Source organism: Colwellia sp. SU-HH00943 (genome assembly GCF_057546125.1).
Genome location: NZ_BAAJLW010000001.1, coordinates 1,135,232 through 1,156,484, shown reverse-complemented (window position 1 = coordinate 1,156,484; position 21,253 = coordinate 1,135,232). Strand labels below are relative to the sequence as shown.

Annotated in this window: 18 protein-coding genes; 6 read left to right on the top strand and 12 right to left on the bottom strand. The window is 38.1% G+C overall.

What is annotated here, in order from left to right; translation table 11 throughout:
- Positions 1-45: 45 nt before the first annotated feature.
- From AC27GZ_RS05100 to AC27GZ_RS05090, 3 genes are all read right to left on the bottom strand, one after another.
- Entirely contained in the window at positions 46-519 is a 474-nt protein-coding gene (locus AC27GZ_RS05100; protein ID WP_487093797.1) for a DUF494 family protein, read from the bottom strand.
- A 29-nt stretch (positions 520-548) separates the two neighbouring features.
- On the bottom strand, positions 549-1,685 hold the full coding sequence (dprA, locus tag AC27GZ_RS05095) for a DNA-processing protein DprA (RefSeq protein ID WP_487093796.1): 1,137 nt from the start codon (positions 1,683-1,685) through the stop codon (positions 549-551).
- Positions 1,686-1,763: 78 nt separating this feature from the next.
- Positions 1,764-2,867 carry a LysM peptidoglycan-binding domain-containing protein gene (locus tag AC27GZ_RS05090; protein WP_487093795.1) on the bottom strand — a complete coding sequence of 368 codons (1,104 nt, stop codon included), beginning with the start codon at positions 2,865-2,867 and terminating at the stop codon, positions 1,764-1,766.
- Positions 2,868-2,994: 127 nt separating this feature from the next.
- Here AC27GZ_RS05090 and def point away from each other — a divergent pair, with 127 nt between their 5' ends.
- From def to trkA, 4 genes are read left to right on the top strand one after another with little or no spacing between them, the layout of a single operon-like run.
- Positions 2,995-3,510, top strand: coding sequence for a peptide deformylase (def, locus tag AC27GZ_RS05085; protein ID WP_487093794.1), 516 nt, complete (start codon positions 2,995-2,997; stop codon positions 3,508-3,510).
- A gap of 20 nt (positions 3,511-3,530) precedes the next feature.
- Complete coding sequence (gene fmt, locus AC27GZ_RS05080) at positions 3,531-4,511, top strand: methionyl-tRNA formyltransferase (protein ID WP_487093793.1); 981 nt, start codon at positions 3,531-3,533, stop codon at positions 4,509-4,511.
- Entirely contained in the window at positions 4,512-5,861 is a 1,350-nt protein-coding gene (gene rsmB / locus AC27GZ_RS05075) for a 16S rRNA (cytosine(967)-C(5))-methyltransferase RsmB (protein ID WP_487093792.1), read from the top strand. It abuts the gene before it with no gap.
- 59 nt (positions 5,862-5,920) lie between these two features.
- Entirely contained in the window at positions 5,921-7,297 is a 1,377-nt protein-coding gene (gene trkA, locus AC27GZ_RS05070; RefSeq protein ID WP_487093791.1) for a Trk system potassium transporter TrkA, read from the top strand.
- Positions 7,298-7,310: 13 nt separating this feature from the next.
- Here the strand turns inward: trkA and AC27GZ_RS05065 are convergent, their stop codons facing one another.
- The 4 genes from AC27GZ_RS05065 to AC27GZ_RS05050 all read right to left on the bottom strand — a co-directional run bounded on the left by AC27GZ_RS05065 (position 7,311) and on the right by AC27GZ_RS05050 (position 12,869).
- Complete coding sequence (locus AC27GZ_RS05065; protein WP_487093790.1) at positions 7,311-8,762, bottom strand: TrkH family potassium uptake protein; 1,452 nt, start codon at positions 8,760-8,762, stop codon at positions 7,311-7,313.
- Positions 8,763-8,822: 60 nt separating this feature from the next.
- Positions 8,823-9,443, bottom strand: a complete 621-nt coding sequence (locus AC27GZ_RS05060) for a YigZ family protein (protein WP_487093789.1) — start codon at positions 9,441-9,443, stop codon at positions 8,823-8,825.
- A 6-nt stretch (positions 9,444-9,449) separates the two neighbouring features.
- Entirely contained in the window at positions 9,450-10,781 is a 1,332-nt protein-coding gene (gene pepQ / locus AC27GZ_RS05055) for a Xaa-Pro dipeptidase (RefSeq protein ID WP_487093788.1), read from the bottom strand.
- Between the two features lie 153 nt (positions 10,782-10,934).
- Positions 10,935-12,869 carry a transglycosylase SLT domain-containing protein gene (locus tag AC27GZ_RS05050; protein ID WP_487093787.1) on the bottom strand — a complete coding sequence of 645 codons (1,935 nt, stop codon included), beginning with the start codon at positions 12,867-12,869 and terminating at the stop codon, positions 10,935-10,937.
- A 143-nt stretch (positions 12,870-13,012) separates the two neighbouring features.
- Between AC27GZ_RS05050 and tusA the strand changes: the two genes are divergently transcribed.
- The gene (tusA, locus tag AC27GZ_RS05045; RefSeq protein ID WP_487093786.1) at positions 13,013-13,258 is read left to right on the top strand and encodes a sulfurtransferase TusA; all 246 of its coding nucleotides are present in this window, start codon (positions 13,013-13,015) and stop codon (positions 13,256-13,258) included.
- 5 nt (positions 13,259-13,263) lie between these two features.
- On the opposite strand, the gene AC27GZ_RS05040 is transcribed toward tusA, so the two are convergent.
- Complete coding sequence (locus AC27GZ_RS05040; RefSeq protein WP_487093785.1) at positions 13,264-13,509, bottom strand: HP1242/YdcH family protein; 246 nt, start codon at positions 13,507-13,509, stop codon at positions 13,264-13,266.
- Between the two features lie 235 nt (positions 13,510-13,744).
- On the opposite strand from AC27GZ_RS05040, the gene lepB reads away from it, so the two are divergent.
- Positions 13,745-14,404, top strand: coding sequence for a signal peptidase I (gene lepB / locus AC27GZ_RS05035; protein WP_487093784.1), 660 nt, complete (start codon positions 13,745-13,747; stop codon positions 14,402-14,404).
- A gap of 102 nt (positions 14,405-14,506) precedes the next feature.
- On the opposite strand, the gene glyS is transcribed toward lepB, so the two are convergent.
- The 4 genes from glyS to recF all read right to left on the bottom strand — a co-directional run bounded on the left by glyS (position 14,507) and on the right by recF (position 21,223).
- Positions 14,507-16,573 (bottom strand): glycine--tRNA ligase subunit beta, encoded by a 2,067-nt coding sequence (gene glyS / locus AC27GZ_RS05030; RefSeq protein WP_487093783.1) that lies wholly within the window; start codon positions 16,571-16,573, stop codon positions 14,507-14,509.
- Positions 16,573-17,508, bottom strand: a complete 936-nt coding sequence (glyQ, locus tag AC27GZ_RS05025; protein ID WP_487093782.1) for a glycine--tRNA ligase subunit alpha — start codon at positions 17,506-17,508, stop codon at positions 16,573-16,575. The genes glyS and glyQ overlap by 1 nt, the downstream gene beginning before the upstream one ends.
- Positions 17,509-17,634: 126 nt before the next feature.
- Positions 17,635-20,070, bottom strand: a complete 2,436-nt coding sequence (gene gyrB, locus AC27GZ_RS05020; RefSeq protein WP_487093781.1) for a DNA topoisomerase (ATP-hydrolyzing) subunit B — start codon at positions 20,068-20,070, stop codon at positions 17,635-17,637.
- A gap of 37 nt (positions 20,071-20,107) precedes the next feature.
- The gene (recF, locus tag AC27GZ_RS05015; protein ID WP_487093780.1) at positions 20,108-21,223 is read right to left on the bottom strand and encodes a DNA replication/repair protein RecF; all 1,116 of its coding nucleotides are present in this window, start codon (positions 21,221-21,223) and stop codon (positions 20,108-20,110) included.
- Between the last annotated feature and the right edge of the window lie 30 nt (positions 21,224-21,253).

Sequence of the window (21,253 nt, the reverse complement as noted above, 5' to 3'; positions counted from 1 at the left end):
ATTATGCCACAACCTTATTAAAGAAGGCTATAGATTGAACAAAAGTTAGTGTAAAGGCCCTTCTTGTTCATCAAAAACAAGATCTTCCATTTGAGAATAAGCAGACTCTTGCCCTGGCACATTGAAAAGCACCATCAAAATAACCCACTTTAGGTCATCCATGGTGAAGTGTTTAGTATCAAGCTCCATGACTCTATCAATCACCATTTCACGAGTACTAAAATCAAGGACGTTAATTTGCTCTAAAAACAAAATAAAACCTCTACTTTCAGTATCTAGCAAGCGCATTTCTTCTTCTGTGTATATACGAACAGATTGATTACCCACTCGTGTCAAATAAGGGTAAGCATCAGTATCTTGCAGAGCAGCAAGCTTTTCTAGCCAATTAAGTGCTTTATAAATTTCATCTTGATGAAAGCCGGCGCGGGTTAACTCATCTGTTAAGGTGTCGTGATCAACCATAACCTCAGCTTCACTATGAATATAATTTTCAAACAGATACATTAAGATATCAAACATCACTAACCCCTTATATCAATGAGAATTATTTACTGTAGTCTCAAATAGCCTCCGGGAACGGAAGCAACCAAACCACTAAGCTCTAACATTGTTAACCTAGTTAACACTTCCTCGATAGGAAGTTCACTGCGAGAAACTACCCGATCAACAGGAGTAATTTCAAATCCCACACTAGCCAACAATACATCATTGCACAAGTCATTATTTATCTTTTTTTCAGCTTTTATTGCTGAAGTTTTAGCAAGTGTTTGTCGTTCATGATTTAAGTGTAGAACACACTCATCATCAATAGCTAGTTCTTCTATTATATCGGCTGCATTTTCTACAAGTTTAGCTCCTTGTTTAATTAATAAATGACACCCTTTCGCTTGTGGGTTGCTGATAGTTCCCGGCACAGCAAACACCTCTCTATTTTGTTCTAATGCAGATCGAGCCGTTATCAAAGAGCCACTTTTAATTTCAGCTTCGACAACTAATACTCCTTTACTTAGACCGCTAATAATACGATTTCGTTTCGGAAAATGTCCTGCTTTAGGTGATGTCCCAGGTAAAAACTCACTCACAATGGCCCCTTGGTTAGCGATTATGCTTTTAACTAAAGGCTTATGTCTAGCAGGGTGAACTTTATCTAAACCAGTAGCGACAACAGCTATGGTGCCTGTACTTGTGGTTAAGGCACCCTTGTGCGCTGCGCCATCTATGCCTATCGCTAAACCGCTAGTGATAACCACTCCCTGCTTACTGAGTTGCTGAGATAATTCAAAGGCATGCTCTCTACCGTTTACAGTGGCACTGCGACTCCCTACTACTGCCAACTGGGTTTTGTTTAATATTTTCGTATTACCTTTTACAAATAACACCAGCGGTGGATCATAAATTTGTTTTAGCAGTACTGGATATAGCTCATCATCAATGGTCAAAATTTCACTGCCACAAGCACAGCTAGCTTGAATAATACCGTCAATAAAATTCCAGTCAGGTTTATGAAAGGCTAAGAGTTGTTTGGCGGATAAATTATTGGCAGACGTTAATACGGAAAGTTTTTGCTCTGATAAAGAAAAAAGCGCCGCTAACCCATAGGAGTCAACAAGCGCTAATTTTTTATGTATTGCTAATCTAGGCACTAGCTTTAAAGCTAGCCAATAGTGAACCTTGCTTTTTTCCATTTTCCCTCCTTGAATTTACCCTGACATATTACAAGGCAAGCTCTATCCTTTGAGCTAAAAACAAGCGAGTAGTTTTTACTACTCAGGCGCAGTTACAATATCTCTTAATCTTGAAGGTTTTTCTGTCCGCAATATCAGTGCCATGCTCGCTTCTTGATACACTTTAAATACCATGAGCTCACCAAGTGACTCTTCTGGCATTTTATAATCTGAACCATCTGACGTTAACATACGATCCCAGCGCGGCGCTTCATCGGTATACTTAGGGCCTGTGCTAGTTTCAACAACACCAGGGCTTAAGCGTTTAATCGCCATAACATTACCAACGGCAACATCGTGCTCACTACCGCGGTTAATCATAACTACTTCTAATTTACCAAATTCACGACCATCACTAGCGGCTTTAACTATAGTGCCACGAAACGCTTCATCAACAGCCTTCATTTCAAAGATAGACGGCAGCATTTGACCATCATGCACTGGCACAACGTAATTACCAGAGCGAATTTCTCGCTTAGCTGTAGTGACTTTTATCGTTGCTGGCTCTTTTTCTGCCATATTACCGGTGCGAAGTGCTTGACCTGTTGCCACTAAATCGACATAAAAACCCAAAGATTCTTCGGTTTCAGGATCAATAATTTCTTCACCTTTATTATAAATCGCATAGGTTTTAGCTAACTCTAAATCTTGATTAACGTAAACTTTAAAACCGGTAATACTTGAGCGATAACCTTCATCGCTACCTATAACATGAGGTAACGCTTCAAGTTGTTCTTCGCTAAATAAGTGATCATATTTAATAAAAGGCGCAATAACTTCTAGTGGTAATAAGCTAATTGCTGAGTCATTTTTGTTTTGTTGACGAACTTTAGGTGACCACTTATAGCTTGGTTTAACTTTTACAGGCTCAACCACTAACATGGGCTGCCCTTTATCGTCAAACATCAGCCTTAATATATCACCAGGGTAAATTAAGTGCGGATTATTAATTTCAGGGTTTAATCGCCACAATTTAGGCCATAACCAGGGCTGCTCAAGAAAAATTGCCGATATATCCCAAAGTGTGTCACCTTTTTCAACCACATAGGTTTTAGGTGCATCATCATTGATTTTCAGTTGGTCAGCCCACGAAATTAAAGAACATAAAAACAAGGAAAGTGTTAACAGTATTTTTTTTAGCATGTGATTCGTTCCTTTATTATGGTTTTTCATGCTTTTATAGAAATGAAGTATTATTAATTGCTATAATGATAAACATAACACTCTAAAAGAATTATCGCTAATTCTTTTATTAAACATTTGTAAGATTATGACTATTTTAACTGTATTGCGTTTTCCAGACCCTCGTTTAAAAACAAAGGCTAGCCCTGTAGAAGAAGTGACTGATGCTACTCGTGAAATTGTAGATAACATGATAGCCACCATGTACGATGAAAATGGTGTTGGCTTAGCTGCCACTCAAGTGAATATTCATCAGCGCATTGTGGTGATGGATGTTTCTGAAGAAGCTGATCAACCTATTGTATTAATCAACCCTGAAATCATCGCTAAAAGTGATGACACGGTAATTAATGAAGAAGGCTGCTTATCTGTGCCCGGAACCTACGCCAAAGTGGATAGGCATACAAAATGTACGGTAAAAGCCTTAGATAGAGACGGTAAAGAATTTACATTAGAAGGTGAAGGCTTACTTAGTATTTGCATTCAACACGAGCTTGATCATTTAAACGGTGTTTTGTTTATTGATTACCTATCGCCACTTAAACGTCAACGAATCAAAACTAAGTTAGAAAAAGAAGCACGCATAGAAAAAGCTAACGCTTAACATTTTTTAGGAAAACCCTTTTGTCAAAACCATTAAATATTATCTTTGCTGGAACACCTGACTTTGCCGCAAAGCATTTAGCAGCACTGATTGAAAGTGAGCACAATGTTGTTGCAGTATATTGCCCCCCAGACAAACCTGTCGGCCGTGGTAAAAAATTAACTGCTTGTGCCACTAAACAGTTGGCACTAGAGCATAACTTAATGGTTGAGCAACCGGTTAACTTTAAAGAAGCTGTTGATCAGCAGCAATTAGCACAATACCAAGCCGATATTATGGTTGTTGTTGCTTATGGCTTGTTACTCCCTGAAAGTATTTTAAATGCACCTCGCTTAGGTTGTATTAATGTTCATGGCTCTTTGTTACCAGAGTGGCGCGGTGCAGCACCTATTCAACGTTCATTAGAGGCTGGCGATGAAAAAACCGGCGTAACCATTATGCAAATGGATAAGGGGTTAGATACTGGCGATATGATCTTAACCGCCGAATGTGCTATCGAAATTACAGACACAAGTGCCAGCTTATATGAAAAGCTCGCTCAACTAGGACCTAAAGCATTAATTAACGCATTACACTTAATCAGTGAAAATAAGCATCAAGCAATGGCGCAAAATGATGATTTAGCCACTTATGCTCACAAACTAGACAAGGCCGAAGCTGAACTAGATTGGCAACTTAGTGCTGCAACCCTAGAGAGAAAAGTAAGAGCTTACATTCCTTGGCCTGTTGCTCAGTTCACCTACACAGAAAATACTGACAATGCTAAACAACATAAAATTCGAGTTTGGCAAGCAACCGTTCAAGCGCTAAAAAGCGCTCATGCACCAGGGACTATTATCTCTGCTGATAAAAACGGTATCCTTGTCGCAACCAGTTCAGGCGCGCTTTGTTTGCAAGTGTTACAATTACCTAATAAAAAAGCACTACCGGTTCAAGATATATTAAATGGTCGCGCTGACTGGTTCAAAGTAGGCGGCAATATCAATGGTTTGTCAAAATAAATGTCTAATCAAACTTCTCCAGTAGCTAACCAAAAGCCGATAAATATTCGCGCACTCGCCGCTAAGTGCTGTTATAGCGTTATTGATCAAGGGCGCAGCCTAAGTGATGAGCTCCCAAAACATCAAGAAAAAGTCTCAGCTAAAGACAAAGGCCTTTTACAAGAAATTTGTTATGGTGTTTTACGCTATTTACCTGAATTAGAACATGAAGTTAGGGGCTTAATGAAAAAGCCTCTCACAGGTAAACAACGCGTGTTTCATTTTTTATTACTAGTCGGTGTCTACCAAATTAAGTATATGCGCATTCCTGATCATGCCGCAGTAAGTGAAACCGTAGCAGCAACAAGCGCGCTAAAAAATCGCCATATGAAGGCATTACTCAATGGCGTATTACGAAATATTGTCCGCGCACTATCATCTTCAACAATCAATTTGCCAGAAAACCAACCTGTTTCAATTCAATACAACCATCCCAGTTGGTTTATTAAAAAAGTACAGCTAGCTTATCCAACACAATGGCAAAATATTCTCAAAGCCAATCAACAAAAACCACCTATGTGGCTCAGAGTAAATCAACAACATCACAGCAGTGCTGAATATCAACAGCTACTCTCAGAGGCTGAAATATCCATTAATGCTGTAGAGCCGCTTAGTAAGGCAATTGAACTAGCACGCCCAACCGACGTGACAAAGCTACCAGGCTTTGAACAAGGTTGGGTATCCGTACAAGATGCAGCAGCACAACAATCTGCTCGGTTACTTGATTGTCAACCCGGTGATGTCGTATTGGATTGCTGTGCAGCACCCGGTGGTAAAACCTGTCATATCTTAGAGCAAACACCAGATATTGCCTCCATGACAGCTATCGATATTGAAGAAAAAAGGTTAGTTCGCGTACAAGAGAATCTCACTCGCTTAGGGCTAACAGCCAAAGTCATCACCGCTGATGCGGCAGATACTAAATCTTGGTGGCAAGGTGAGCTTTTTGATCGTATTTTACTCGATGCTCCCTGCTCTGCCACTGGCGTTATTCGTCGCCACCCTGACATTAAATGGCTTCGTAAAGCAGATGACATTGATTCTCTAGCCGTTTTACAACAGCAAATTTTAAAAGAGATATGGTCTTTGCTTAAACCCGGTGGTACTTTACTTTATGCGACTTGTAGCATTCTTCCTCAGGAGAATAGCGAACAAGTAAAACTATTTATTGAAAACAATACAGACGCAAAAATTATCCCAATAGATAACAATGAAACTTGCGATAATGAAAGTATTGGCTGGCAACTTTTGCCAGGTGATAAAAATATGGATGGCTTTTATTACGCTAAACTGCTAAAAATAAAGGCGTAAGTACATACTCGAAATACTTTTTTTAAGTATATGCTCTTAAATGAGAACAAAAATAACAAATGAAAATAATTATTGTGGGTGCAGGCCAAGTAGGTGGCACTTTAGCGGAAAACCTTGTTGGTGAGAATAACGAAATATCTGTTGTTGATACTAACAGTGACAAGCTGCGTGAATTACAAGACAAAATGGACTTGCAAGTGGTTACAGGTCAAGGTTGTCATCCAGAAGTGCTTATTAATGCGGGAGTAGAAGACGCTGATATGGTTATTGCCGTAACGTCTGACGATGCTACCAACATGATCACCTGTCAAATTTGCTCTTCCCTTTTTAATACCCACAAGAAAATTGCTCGTATTCGCTCTAACCAAGTATTAAAGCACTCTGATAAGTTATTCCATAAAAATCATATCCCTGTCGATCATGTTATTGCTCCAGAAGAGTTAGTTACTCGAGATATTGCCCGTCTAATCGATTACCCAGGCGCATTACAAGTACTAGAGTTCGCCAAAGGTAAAGTCAGCTTGGTGGCTGTAAAAGCTTATTATGGTGGCTTGTTAGTAGGACATGCATTATCAACACTTCGCGATCATATTCCAAACGTTGATACCCGTGTAGCGGCAATCTATAGAAATGGTAAGCCAATCCGCCCTTTGGGCACTACAGTTATTGAAGCAGATGATGAAGTATTCTTTATAGCCGCTAGTATTCATATTCGAGCTGTTATGAATGAATTACAAAAACTTGAGCCTGCCTATAAACGTATCATGATTATAGGTGGTGGTAACATTGGTGCTGGACTTGCTCGTATATTAGAAGAAAACCACCAAGTTAAGCTAATTGAGCGATCTGCTGAGCGTGCGGCTCAACTTACCTCTGAGTTAAACAATACGATTGTCTTTCATGGTGACTCTTCAGATATAGAATTACTCACAGAAGAAAATATCGAGCAATTTGACGTATTTATTGCGGTGACTAACGACGATGAAGCCAACATCATGTCTTCGTTGCTCGCCAAAAAATTAGGCGTTCGCAAAACTATGGTACTTATTCAACGTGATGCTTATATTGAACTAGTACATGGTGGCGCCATTGATATTGCTATTTCTCCACAACAGGCGACAATTTCAGCCCTACTCACACACGTACGGCGCGGTACTATTGATAATGTCTACAGTTTACGAGGCGGTGCCGCTGAAGCTATTGAAATCGTAGCTAAGGGAGATGAAAAATCATCGAAAGTGGTTGGCCGAGCGATAAAAGATATTAAACTGCCACCAGGCACAACTATTGGCGCTATCGCTCGTGGTACAGAAGTATTAATCGCTCACTCTACCACGCTGATCAGAGAAGAAGATCATGTTATTTTATTCTTGGTCAACAAGCGCTATATCAGTGATGTAGAACGCTTATTCCAAGTGAGTGCTATATACTTTTAATTTGTCTGTTTCATTAGGTACGCCAGAATGCTGGCGTAAATAAAACCAACAAGGTGAATATTTCTAGCCGTCCAAAAAGCATTGCCATAATCAACACCCACTTACTGCCGTCACCAATATCAGCAAAATTAGCAGCAACTTCACCTAAACCTGGACCAAGGTTATTAATACAGGCAGCTACGGCAGTAAAAGCAGTAATGTCATCCATGCCTGTAGCAAGCAGCAACAACATACAAATCACAAACACCGCCGCATAAGCAGAGAAAAAGCCCCAAACCGCTTCAACCACACGATCAGGCAATACTTTTTTACCTACCTTAATACTAAAAACAGCTTTTGGATGAACTAATTTATTTAGCTCGCGCAAGCCTTGTAGGTATAACAAGAGCACGCGCACTACTTTCATGCCACCACCTGTACTTCCTGCACAGCCGCCGATAAAACTAGAGAAAATCAATAATACTGGTAGTAACGTTGGCCAGTCTGCAAAAGAAGTGGTGGCAAAGCCAGCAGTAGTACTAATAGACACAGATTGGAATAATGCTTTATCAAGCGCTTGATCAGCATCTTGATAAGTACCTGAACTCATTAGCACAATAAAACAAATCAAAGTCAGCACTACTTGAATAGCAATAAAGACCTTAAATTCAGGGTCATAAAAATAATTTTTAAGTGACTTACTTTGCACAACCGCATAATGCAGCGCAAAGTTAACACCAGAAATTATCAAAAAGAAAACACAAACAAGATTGATAGCTGGACTATTAAAGTAGCCAATACTGGCATCATGGGTAGAAAACCCGCCAATAGCAATGGTTGAAAAAGAATGACATATTGCATCAAAGCCAGACATGCCCGCCAACCAATAACCCAGTGCACAAGCTACTGTGAGTGATAAGTAGATGTACCATAAGTGTTTTGCAGTATCAGCGATGCGAGGCGTCATTTTAGAATCTTTGACCGGGCCTGGAGTTTCAGCGCGGTAAAGCTGCATACCACCAATACCAAGCATAGGCAATACCGCCACAGCTAGAACAATTATCCCCATTCCTCCTAGCCATTGTAATTGCTGGCGATACCATAAAACCGCGTGAGGTAAGCCTTCAATATGTTTTAAAATAGTAGCGCCTGTCGTTGTTAAACCTGAAAACGACTCAAAAAAAGCATCCGTAATGGTAAAGTTAGGCTGCTCTAGTAGCAGCAGTGGAATAGCAGAGAAACTGGCTAATACCAGCCAAAACAGAACAACAATGAGAAAGCCTTCCCTTGCCCTTAAATCTGTTTTCTCAAAACGATTGGGATACCATGCAAGGAAGCCTGTGATAATACACCACAGAAAAGCCATTAAAAACGGAACACCACCGCCATCTCGGTAAATCATAGATACCAATGCAGGCGGCAACATAGTAACACTAAGCAGTGCTACCAACAGCCCCAAAATTCTTATTATGTTTTTATATTGCACGTTTTGTTGTTTTTATTTCTTTAAATTTGACTTGCTGTTGTTACGCTAAAAACATTTGCTTTATTCTTCATCTATTGCTTTTAGCTGTAATATACCCGCTGATAATGTTTGCAGTTTTTGCTCCACTACATTGAGCTGAGACAAAGGTATTAACAAACTAAATTGTACTTGTTGCAAATAAGACTGCTCCACAACCTTTCCTTCAGCCTGGTTAATAATGTGTAACACGTCATCAACTTGGCTATATTGACACGCTAATGTTTTTGCCGCCATAGCTATTTTAGTTTTTGACTGCAAAAATGTTAATGCTTGTCGAACACTATCTCCATAAGCTCGCTGTAAACCTCCGGTTCCTAGCTTGGTGCCACCAAAATATCGCACGACAACCGCGCAAACTTCGCCAATAGCTCCTCCTTGTAAAACCGCCAGCATAGGCTTTCCCGCTGTCCCGCTAGGTTCACCATCATCAGAATAACCATAACCTAAGCTGTCATCGGCAGCTTTAGTTAAAAAAGCATAACAGTGATGGTTTGCTTGTGGATGCTCAAGTTGTAATTGCCTGACAAAAGCTTTCGCTGTTTCAATACTGGTACAAGGATATAAATAGCAAATAAACCGGCTACGATTAACGATAGTTTCATGTTTTACTTGGTTAATCGCAACTTCATAGGGCTTATTCATTGGCCGCTAATCTAATCCTGCATCACGCGTCATGTTTTCATTGTGAGATTTATGAACAATGATGTTGTCTTCAATGCGTATGCCACCAAACATGCGCATATCATCTACATTTTGCCAGTTAATTTGGTCACTATTGTTAGAATCTTTCACGCCTTGTAACAACGAATCAATAAAGTATAAGCCTGGCTCAATAGTAAATACTTGTCCTGCTTCAATGACTCTTGAGGTACGTAAGAATGGATGCTCTTTCGGTGAATTTATGTGTGTACCACGCTCATCGGCCATAAAGCCACCTACATCATGTACCTGTAGCCCTAAATGATGACCTAAACCATGCGGGAAAAAGGCACTGACTATTCCTGATTCCACTGCAGTATCGGCACTAACATTAATAAAGCCAAAATCTACTAATACCTGTGCAATTTCTTTATAGGTTGCCCTATGTAAATCAACATAGCTTAACCCAGGTTTTAAACCATTGACTGCGTTTAACATCAGTTGATCCATACGTTTTATCAAGTCTGCAAACTTACCCTGTTTAAATGCATAGGTACGAGTGATATCTGCGGCATAACCATTAAAATTTGCGCCAGCATCTATCAAAAAAGAGTGATGCGCTTTCGGCGCCTCTTTTTCCATGGTCATGTAATGTAAAATAGAGCAATTTTCATTGAGGGCAACAATATTGCCGTAAGGGGTTTCATTAGTGGTATAAGAGATGGCATTCAAATAAGCATTTTGAATACTTAGCTCAGAGTCACCATTAAAGAATGCAGCTTTAGCTGCTTTGTGAGCTTCAACTGCCAACACATTAGATTGACGTAAACATTCTTGCTCATAAGAAGTTTTATAAGCACGGTGATAATGAAAATAATTAAGCAGTGGTTCAGGATTAATAACTTCAAAGCCTAACGCTTTAGCAACTTCAATATGACTGCCAATGTATGCAAAGTCGTTTTTGTCATACGGTAAGAGTTTATCAACATCGCTTGCTTTAGTTAGCACTTTGATAGTAAAGAACTCTCCCCAGTAGCTTTCCGATAAAGGAGTTACTTTATGCCAAAAATCCACTGGCTGATAATAAATCAGGGTTGGTTTATCTTCACCATTTACAATCAGCCAACAGTTGGGAATATCAAGTAAAGGTAACCAATATTTAAAATGCGGGTTAACTCTAAAAGGGTATGTATTATCATCAAGAAAAGCTTTGACCTCTTGTCCTGAGTGAATAACAATTCCTTCAATATTTTCTCTCGATAAAGCCTGCTTAGTTCGCTGTTGAAGTTGAGCAATATGTGCAGGATATTCTGATTCAAGTTTGTTTACTGAGGTATTCATAAGTGTTTCTCTTGATATTCGTGCCATCATAATAACACATGCCATAATTCACTGGCTACATCAGCCATTTAGCTAGTAGCAACTTTATATGCAAAATATTTATATTTATTCGGAATATAAAAGCACATAGTGTCACTTTTATCGAATAAAATTTCAATCTCCGATATTCATATTTATCACCTGCTCAAAGATACGACTTACCTGCCCTGGCTCATGCTGATAGATCTCTTGGTAGGCTAAAACACTTTTTACATAGTTTCTAGTTTCTTTAAAAGGAATGGTTTCTATCCAAATATCTGCAGGCATGAGATCAATATCTTTCAGCCAACGCTTAACTCTATATGGGCCTGCATTATATGAAGCTGTTGCAAGCACTTGATTTCCTTTATTCTTGTCTAGTAATATTTTTAAATATTGCGTGCCTAAAGCAATATTGTTATCCGCATTAAGTAAGTAATTGCGACTCACCTTGCCACGTTTTAAGTTTTTTGCCGTATTTGGCATTAACTGCATTAAACCTTTTGCACCTACTGGTGAGTGTGCGTCTGTCATAAAAGAGCTTTCCCTGCGAGCAATAGCAAATGCCCATGCAGGGTTTATTTTATGATCATTAGCATGGTGATTTATCTCAGAATCAAAGGCTTTAGGAAACCTTAACGCCACGTCATCAAGGTAACCAACATTAGCTAACGTGAAGATAGTGCGATCAAACCACTCATTTTCATTCGCTATTTTAGCTGCGATTAATTTCTCTCTATCATTTAACTGACTGACCAAGTAATTCCACTCTGATCTGGCTTTTACATATCGACCTAAGTGATAAAACTCAAACGCCCTTTTGGCAGCAGGGTTATTGATCACCTTACGCTTTTCACTGAGAGAAAAGGATAATGGCTTATCTTGCAAGCTCACTGGCTTTTGTAAATAACCTGCCGCTAAAAAACCATAATAGTGTCGCTCATTCGCTAATTGCTCAAGCACAAACTTACCACGTTTTTTTTCACCTGTAGCAATAAGTGCTCTGGCATACCAATACTTCCATTGTAGATCGTCTTTATGTTGTACGGGTAATTGCTTTAACTCAACTAATAAACGTTGCCAGTCTTGTTGTTTAAGAGCCTGTGAAAGTCGCCATTGCAACATGGATTGATCCAAAGAGGCAAGTTCAAGCTTGTCTAACCATTCTCGCGCTTTACTATGATTTTTTGACGCCAGCGCAACAGCAAACCTTTCTGCTATTTCTACTTGCTGCTTGGAAGTAAAAGTAAATGTTTGTTGCGCCTTTTTATAGCTCTTCAAGGCTGTATCTGGGTAGCGCCAAATTAATCGTTTAAAACCATAGGTTAAAATTTGGGTTTCTCTGACTGATTTATTTGGGAAGTATTTCAGCTTACTTACAATAGAAGGGTCTCGGCGTGTTTTATGCCATAATTTTGCTAAATATTGCTGCTCAGGGGGCAATAGCTTGGTTAAATAAGGAAGTAGTGTGTGCTTTCCGCCATCTGCGGCTAATTCAACTCGCTGCCAAATAACATCGTTGGTTCGATACCCTGTTTTTTGCCAGCGTTCAAATAAAGGATCACAAACCTTATCTTGTGACTTACCCACAACCCATAGTTTAGTCACTTGTGGCAGCACAACACTCTCAGGGAGTCCAGACTGTAGCTGAAATCTTAAGTAGTGGCATGTAAGCTTGGCATTGCTTGTGGGTTTATAAAAATTTAAAAATAATTGTGTCTGCTTCTTTTTTGCTAAATAAGATAGCCAAGCTTTACGTAACGGCCAATCCAGTGGTGTACCTTGATATTTATCTAAAAACTTCATTATCTCTTTTGATGAAGACAAGCGAAGGTTAGCCATCAGTTTTTTCTGATCTAAATAAGGTTGAAGTGGGTAATAATGTAATTGATTATATAAACTCTGATATTCTGCTGAGTTACTTTTATTAACTAGCTTCTCTGCTTTTAAAAACTGTTTTTGTAGCGCTTTATTGACAGTTAAATGTAATGGTTCATTGGCAGAAACCGTTGTACTAATAACTAAAGCTATAACTAGCCAGCACAGCAAATTTATTCTAATTACAGTCATGGGTTTGATATCGTAAACTCTTTAATATTCTCTAGTATAGATTATCTATAAATTTATTAGTTTTAACTACTCTGAATTCGTTTATAGATGCAGTACAATAGCTAGTCTACACCTTTTTTTTAATAAATTAGACTATTTAAGTTATGACAAGCACTATTTTTCAAACTGCCGATCATTTTTTAGACGCTTTAGGTTTACGCTGCCCAGAGCCTGTTATGATGGTGCGTTTAAAAATTAGAAAAATAGCGAGTGGAGAAACCTTATTAATAAAGTGTGACGATCCTTCAACTACCCGTGATATTCCCAGTTTTTGTCGTTTTATGGAACATGAACTTATCGCCAAACAAGTAGCTGAAAAACCGTATTTATACGTAATTAAAAAGCTCTAATTGTTCTAGAGTTCTACTTTTTTCAGCATAAAAAATAACTCATCTTTTAATTTTAAGCGTTGTAGTTTTCTTTTTTCAATATACTCGTCGCTTGTGTTTTCAACACCTTGTTCGATACGAACAACTTCTTGATTGACTTCATGGTAATCTTTAAACAAACGAGCAAAGTGATTATCATTCATTTTTAAGTGATGTATTTCATCATTAAATTCTGGAAATTCGTGGTGTAAATCATGCTTTTCTATGATCATAATTTTCTCCTAACTGATTCAATTATTATTGATACCTTTCAATTAACACTCTACGCCGATATCTATCTAGCTTTTTGATCTAGCACAATACACTTTCCTTTTTCTGTTACTCTTTTTTATCACTTCATTTCCTTCACCCATTATGTCACTCCTTTGTAACTAAATATGTATTTAGCGAACTAGTCGCCAAATACATACTCTATATTTGAGTGTTTAAATTAAAGGATATTCATTGATGAAATCTATCAAACAGCTTTTAAAAAATAATCAGCAATTCGTTGTTTTTATAGTTTTAATGACGGTATTTAGAAGTGCAATCGCTGATTGGTATACTGTGCCAACTGGATCTATGCAGCCAACAATCAAGGAAGGTGATCGAATCGTGGTCAACAAAATGGCTTACGATTTACGTCTGCCTTTTAGTCAACTTTCCCTTTTAAAAACAAGTGAGCCTCAACGTGGTGATATTGCAGTGTTTGAATCTAAAGCTGCAGATAACAGGCTTATCAAACGTGTTATTGGTCTTCCTGGTGATGTAATTAGTATGAGGGATGAAAAGTTATTTATTAACGGTAAACCTGTGCTTTATTCTCCGTTAAATCAGGATTCAAACCAACTTTTTAGTATTGAACATTTAGGTGTCGTCAAACATGCTATTAAGGTTGATAGTAATAAGAGTAATCAACTGAGTAACTTTAATGCCGTTACAGTGCCTAGTAACCATTATTTAGTGCTTGGCGATAACCGTCGAAATAGCGCTGATTCACGTGTCTATGGCTTCGTTCCTCGTCATGAATTGAAGGGAAAAGCAATCAGCATCGCCTTTTCACTTAACTATGAAAACTATTACCTTCCTCGTGCTAATCGATTTTTTAAAGATCTATATAATATATGATACGCTCAATTAGCTGATACTTTTCTACTTTACTGATTAGCAGGCATAAAAAAGGGCATTTTGTTATGCCCTTTTCATTTTAAAGCTTTGCTAGCTCGTGCTTTATTGCAGTAGTGAGATATCTGCTATTGCAAAGAAGCTATTACGAATTTCGTTTAATAAAGTTAATCTATTTACTTTTACCGCTTCATCATCGCTCATAACCATCACACTATCGAAGAAAGTATCTATAGGTGTTTTCAACGCTGCTAACTCTGTTAATGCTGCTTGATAGTTTTTATCTGCGACTAAAGGTGCAACTTTTAAACTTATCGTTTCAAAAACGGCAAATAAATCTTGCTCAGCCTGTTCGCTTGCTAAATCTGATTTAAATGCCTCGTAAAGCTGCCCATCAAACTTCGCCAAAATATTACCAACACGCTTATTTGCTGCTGCAAGTGTTGCTGCTTCCGGTAAACCACCAAAAAAGCTCACTGCTTTAATACGTTTATCAAAATCTAATGGCGCACTTGGTTTTTTCGCTAAAACAGCATTAATAACATCAACTGCTATTCCTTGCTCTTGATAAAAGGCACGGAAACGTCCCATAACGAAATCAAGGACATTATCAGCTGTGTTCTCGTTAGTTAATTTATCACCAAAAAGCTTGATGCTTTCTTCAATCAAGCTAGCAAGGTCTAAATTCAGGTGTTTTTCAATAACTATACGTATAACCCCTATTGCTGCTCTTCTTAAAGCAAACGGGTCTTTATCACCCTTAGGTGGTTGATTTATGCCAAAGATGCCTACGAGTGTGTCAATTTTATCACTGATTGCTACCGCGCAACCTATGTTGCCTTCAGGTAAAGTATCTCCAGCATATCTTGGGCGGTATTGATCTTCGAGTGCCTGTGCGATAGCTACATCTTCACCGTCGTTAAGCGCATAGTATTTTCCCATTGTACCTTGAACCTGTGGGAACTCTTGTACCATGTCAGACAATAAATCTGTTTTACTCAATAATCCGGCACGATAAGCTTGGTCACTATTTTCATTTAGTTGACTTGCAATAACTTTACTTAATGCTGCTATACGCTCAGATTTTGCTTTTAGGGTTCCAAGTTGTTTTTGAAACAGTACTGATTCCAGAGTTGCTAGTCTTGATTCTAAAGTTTTCTTTTTATCTGTTTTAAAGAAAAACTCTGCATCCGCTAACCTTGGACGTATAACTTTTTCATTACCAAAAATAACTTCTCTTGGCTCTTTCGACTCAATATTTGCCACAAAGATAAATTTATTGACCAGCTCACCTGCTTCGTTTGTTACCGGGAAATATTTTTGGTGATCTTTCATTGAATATATTAACGGCTCTGCTGGTACCTTTAAGAAATCTTCATCAAACGTACCTACTAATGTCACAGGCCATTCAACTAATGAAGTTACTTCTTCAAGTAGATCTTCATCAATTAATGCTACCGCTGAAATATTATCAGCTGCTGTTTTTATTTGTTCAACAATTTCATTCTGACGTGCTTGATAATCTACTTTGACAAATGCTTTCTCTAGCTCTGTTTGATAATCATCGGCATGATTAATAGTTACTAAGCCTTCATGATGAAACCTGTGGCCTTGAACTTGATTGTTTGAACTTACACCTAAAGCTTCACCTTTGATAACTTTATCGCCATATAGCATCGTTAAAGTATGCACAGGACGAATAAACTGAGTGCGCTCTGCACCCCAACGCATTGGTTTAGCAATAGGTAACTTATTTAAAGCTGTTGTCACCATATCAGGAACTAAGTCAAATAGAGTCTTGCCTGTTACTGTTGCTTTATGTAACAACCATTCGCCTTTTGGAGTGGTTAGTCTTTCAGCTTGTTCAACTGTTATACCGTTTGACTTTGCCCAACCAATGGCTGCTTTACTCGGTTGTCCTTGATCATCAAAAGCTACATTAACCGCTGGACCACGTTTTTCTACGACTTTATCGGTTTGTTTTGCTGTTAATTCACTTACCTGAACAGCCAGCCTGCGCGGTGTAGCAAACCAATTAATGTCACTATAGCTCAAATCATAGCTATCTAACTGGCTTTTTATATTGTCATAAAATGCTGTTGCTAATGTTTTTAATGATTTCGGTGGTAACTCTTCTGTTCCCAATTCAATTAAGAGAGTTTCTGTGCTCATTATTTTTCTCCCTTTGTTGATGGTTTAGTTGACTCTTGTTCTTTACATAAAGGGAATCCAAGCTCTTCTCGCTTAGCATAGTATGCCTCTGCACAAGCTTTTGATAGTGTACGAACTCTTAATATATAGCGTTGACGCTCAGTTACCGATATAGCATGACGAGCATCCAATAAATTAAACGCATGAGATGCTTTCATTACTTGTTCATAAGCTGGTAACGGTAAATTTTCTGCGATCAATTTTTCACTATCTTTTTCACATTGGTCAAATTGCTTAAATAACGCATCAACATCAGCATGTTCAAAATTATATGTTGATTGCTCAACTTCATTTTGATGAAAAACATCACCATAGTAGACTTTGCCCATAGGGCCATCGGCCCAAACTAAGTCATAGATACTATCAACATTTTGAATGTACATAGCCAAGCGCTCTAAACCGTAAGTTATTTCACCGGTCACTGGTGCACACTCTAAGCCACCCACTTGTTGGAAATATGTAAACTGTGTTATTTCCATACCATTGAGCCATACTTCCCAGCCTAAGCCCCACGCCCCTAATGTTGGTGATTCCCAGTTATCTTCTACAAAGCGTATATCATGTACAAGCGGATCTATATTTAACTCTTTTAGTGAGTTTAAGTACAACTCTTGAATATTCTTTGGCGAGGGTTTTAGCATTACTTGAAACTGGTAGTAATGCTGTAGACGGTTTGGGTTTTCACCATAACGACCATCTGTTGGTCGTCTACATGGTTGCACATAGGCACTACTCATTGGCTCGGGCCCAATAGCGCGTAAAAAGGTCATTGGATGAAAAGTACCAGCACCTACTTCTAAATCTAAAGGTTGTACAATAACGCATCCTTGACGCGACCAATAATCTTGCAGTTGCAAAATTAAGCCTTGAAAGGTTTTACAATTGAAACTTGTCATGAGTTTACAGTTCACTTTTTAATATTCGTGTTTAATGTGTTAGTAACACACTGTTTTTAAAGTAAAAATGCTCGGTTTTGATGACCGAGCATATGAAATTATATTTTAGCGACGCTAGCTTATTACTTAAAAGTCTAAATTTGAAACTTTTAATGCATTATCTTCAATAAAGTTACGACGCGGCTCTACGTGATCACCCATCAAGGTTGTAAATAACTGATCCGCTGCGATTGCATCTTCAATAGTTACTTTCAACATACGACGCGTTTCTGGGTCCATTGTAGTTTCCCAAAGTTGCTCTGGGTTCATCTCACCTAGTCCTTTATAACGTTGTATATATTGACCACGTTTTGATTCCGCCATTAACCAGTTTAGCGCCTCTTCAAAGCTTGATACTGGTTTAACTTTTTCTCCACGCTTAACATATGCACCCTCTTCCATTAAACCGTTAATAGCTTTGTTTAATGAAATAATTGCCGCAAACTCTCTTGATTGTACGAACTCATAACCACAGTCATACTCTTTATCAATACCATGCTGTCTGACATTAAACTTCGGATAATAGATATTTCGTTCATTATCACGTTCAACTGTTACTGAGTATATTGAGCCATTTCCGTCTTGGTTATCGAGTTGAGTAATTAAGTCTTTAGCCCACTCGTTTACTTTCTCTTCATTAGAAAAATCTTCCTTACTGATACAACGGCTATAAACCATCTTCTCTAAGATATCTGCAGGTATTTGTCTTGATATGCGCTGAATAATATCCATGGTTCCGCGGAATTCATTTACTAAATTTTCTAATGCAATATCTGAAATAGCCGGTGCTTGCTCATTTACATGAATAGCAGCATTTTCTAAAGCTAATGTAGTAAGGTATTCAGTTAAGCCTTCATCATCTTTAATGTAGCGCTCTTGTTTACCCTTTTTAACTTTATACAATGGTGGCTGAGCAATAAAGATATGGCCTCTTTCCATTATTTCAGGCATTTGACGATAGAAGAATGTTAGTAACAAGGTTCGAATGTGTGAACCATCAACATCCGCATCCGTCATTATGATAATGCTATGATAACGTAGTTTTTCAGGGTCATATTCATCACGACCAATACCACAACCTAGTGCGGTAATCAGTGTTCCTACTTCTTGTGAAGATATCATTTTATCAAAACGTGCTTTTTCAACGTTTAAAATTTTACCTTTTAATGGCAAGATAGCTTGGTTTTTACGATTTCGTCCCTGCTTAGCGGATCCGCCAGCAGAGTCCCCTTCCACAATATATAGTTCTGAAAGTGCTGGGTCTTTTTCTTGGCAGTCTGCTAATTTTCCTGGCAAACCTGCAATATCTAAAGCACCCTTGCGACGTGTCATTTCACGTGCTTTCCGCGCCGCTTCACGAGCTCGTGCAGCATCAACAATTTTCATGATAATCGTTTTAGCTACGCTTGGGTTTTCTAATAAATATTCACCAAGTTTCTCACCCATAGCTTGTTCAACAGCTGTTTTAACTTCTGAAGAAACTAATTTGTCTTTAGTTTGTGAAGAAAATTTAGGGTCTGGAACTTTAACCGAAATAACAGCAGTTAACCCTTCTCGAGCATCATCACCGGTTGCACTTGTTTCACCTTTTTTACTTTTATTTAGCCCTTCTTTGACCATATAAGAGTTCAGCGTTCTTGTTAATGCTGTTCTAAAGCCACTTAAATGCGTACCACCATCTCGTTGAGGTATATTATTAGTGAAACAGAAAATGTTTTCTTGGAAGCCATCATTCCACTGCATTGCAACTTCAACAACAATGCCATCTTCACGGTCTAAATCAAAATAGAAAATATCTTCATTTACCGCTGTTTTGTTTGTATTTAAGTAGTCTACAAACGCTTGGATTCCACCTTCATAACAAAAGTGCTCTTCTCTGCCTTCTTCACGTTCATCAATTAATTTGATTGAAACACCAGAGTTCAAGAATGACAGTTCTCGAATTCTTTTCACTAAAATATCATAATGAAACAAAGTATCAGAAAAGGTTTCACTGCTAGGCCAAAACCTTACTTCTGTACCAGTATGATCACTTTCCCCCACAACCGCTAGCGGTGCATCTGGTTCACCCATGTTATAAAATTGCTCATGTAGTTGGCCATCCCTTCGTATTGTTAATTTAAGTTTTTCACTTAATGCATTTACAACTGAGATACCAACACCGTGAAGACCACCAGATACTTTATAACCTGAATCTTCGCCACCAAACTTACCACCAGCATGTAATACTGTCATGATAACTTCTGCAGCTGATACCCCTTCTTCCGGGTGTATTTCTGTTGGAATGCCACGACCGTCATCTTTAACGGATACAGAACCATCTAAATGTATGGTTACCACTATATCACTACAGTGACCTGCTAATGCTTCATCAATAGAGTTATCTAAAACTTCAAAAACCATATGATGTAAGCCAGTGCCATCATCTGTGTCACCAATGTACATGCCTGGTCGTTTTCGTACTGCATCTAGTCCTTTTAGTACTTTAATACTGGACGAGTCATATTCGTTTTCTACTGTCATAGTTTTAGCCTATTCACTCTTATTACATTGCTTTTGATTAAATTTCAGAAGCATCTGGATGAAGTTTACCTAAAGTAATCTCACCATGTTTCACGTGAAACATCTTATATTCATTTTCTAAATCACTTTGAATAAAAGGTTGTATCACATTAGTTTCAATTGCCGTTATTATCACTTGGCAACCTAAAAAATCAATTGCCGATGATAACGCAGAACGTGATGAAGCATCCAGTTCTGCACCAATATCATCGATTAATAAAATTGGTTTTACTCGATTAACTTGTGCAATCAATTTAGATTGAGCAAAAGTTAATGCCAGTAAAAACAACTTTTGTTGCCCTCTCGAAAGCTGTGTTTCTATTTGTTGTCTATTTAATAGAAACTTTACATCGAATTTATGCGCACCATAAAGGCTATGACCAAAAGCTTTTTCTTTTTCTTCATTAGCTAATAACACGTCTGCTAATTGTTTTTTTTGGGGCCAGCCTTGTAAATATTGAACCGTTACTGTTTCACTTATAGAAGGCAAGAGTATGGCTAACCAAACATTAAGTTCTTTTACCAAGGCATCGATGTATTGTCTTCTTTCTTCTGCAACAACTATTGAGTGTTGACAAAATTGCTCAGTCCAGTAATTAAGTTCTTTTTTATTTACATTGTTTCTAATACATGCATTTCGCTGTTTTAGAAGTCTAGCAAAATTTCTCCATTGATTTGAAAAGTTATGTTTCACGTGAAACATACCTAAATCTGCAAATCGCCTTCTTTCTTTAGGTCCTCCAAAAAAAAGTTTAAAGCTTTCTGGCGTAACAATTTGAATAGCAATATTTTTTGCAAGTTCAGATAACCTTGTGTGGCGATCCCCATCTATTTTAATACTTGTTAAACCTGAGCCTATATCTCGACTTAGACCTAATTGACAGTCTTTATCATTTTTTACACTTACAACAAACTTGTCATGCTGATAACAAGCTAAACTGTCCACTTTAGTCGTCCTAAACGATTTACCATGTCCAAGAAAAAAAAGCGCTTCTAATAAGCTACTCTTGCCACTGCCATTATCCCCGATAAAAAAATTTAATTTAGGATGAAATTCTATTGTTGAAGGTTTTAAATTTCTAAAATGTTGCGTGGTCAAACGAGTAACTGTCATCTACATTTAAAACCTTATATATTAATGCCG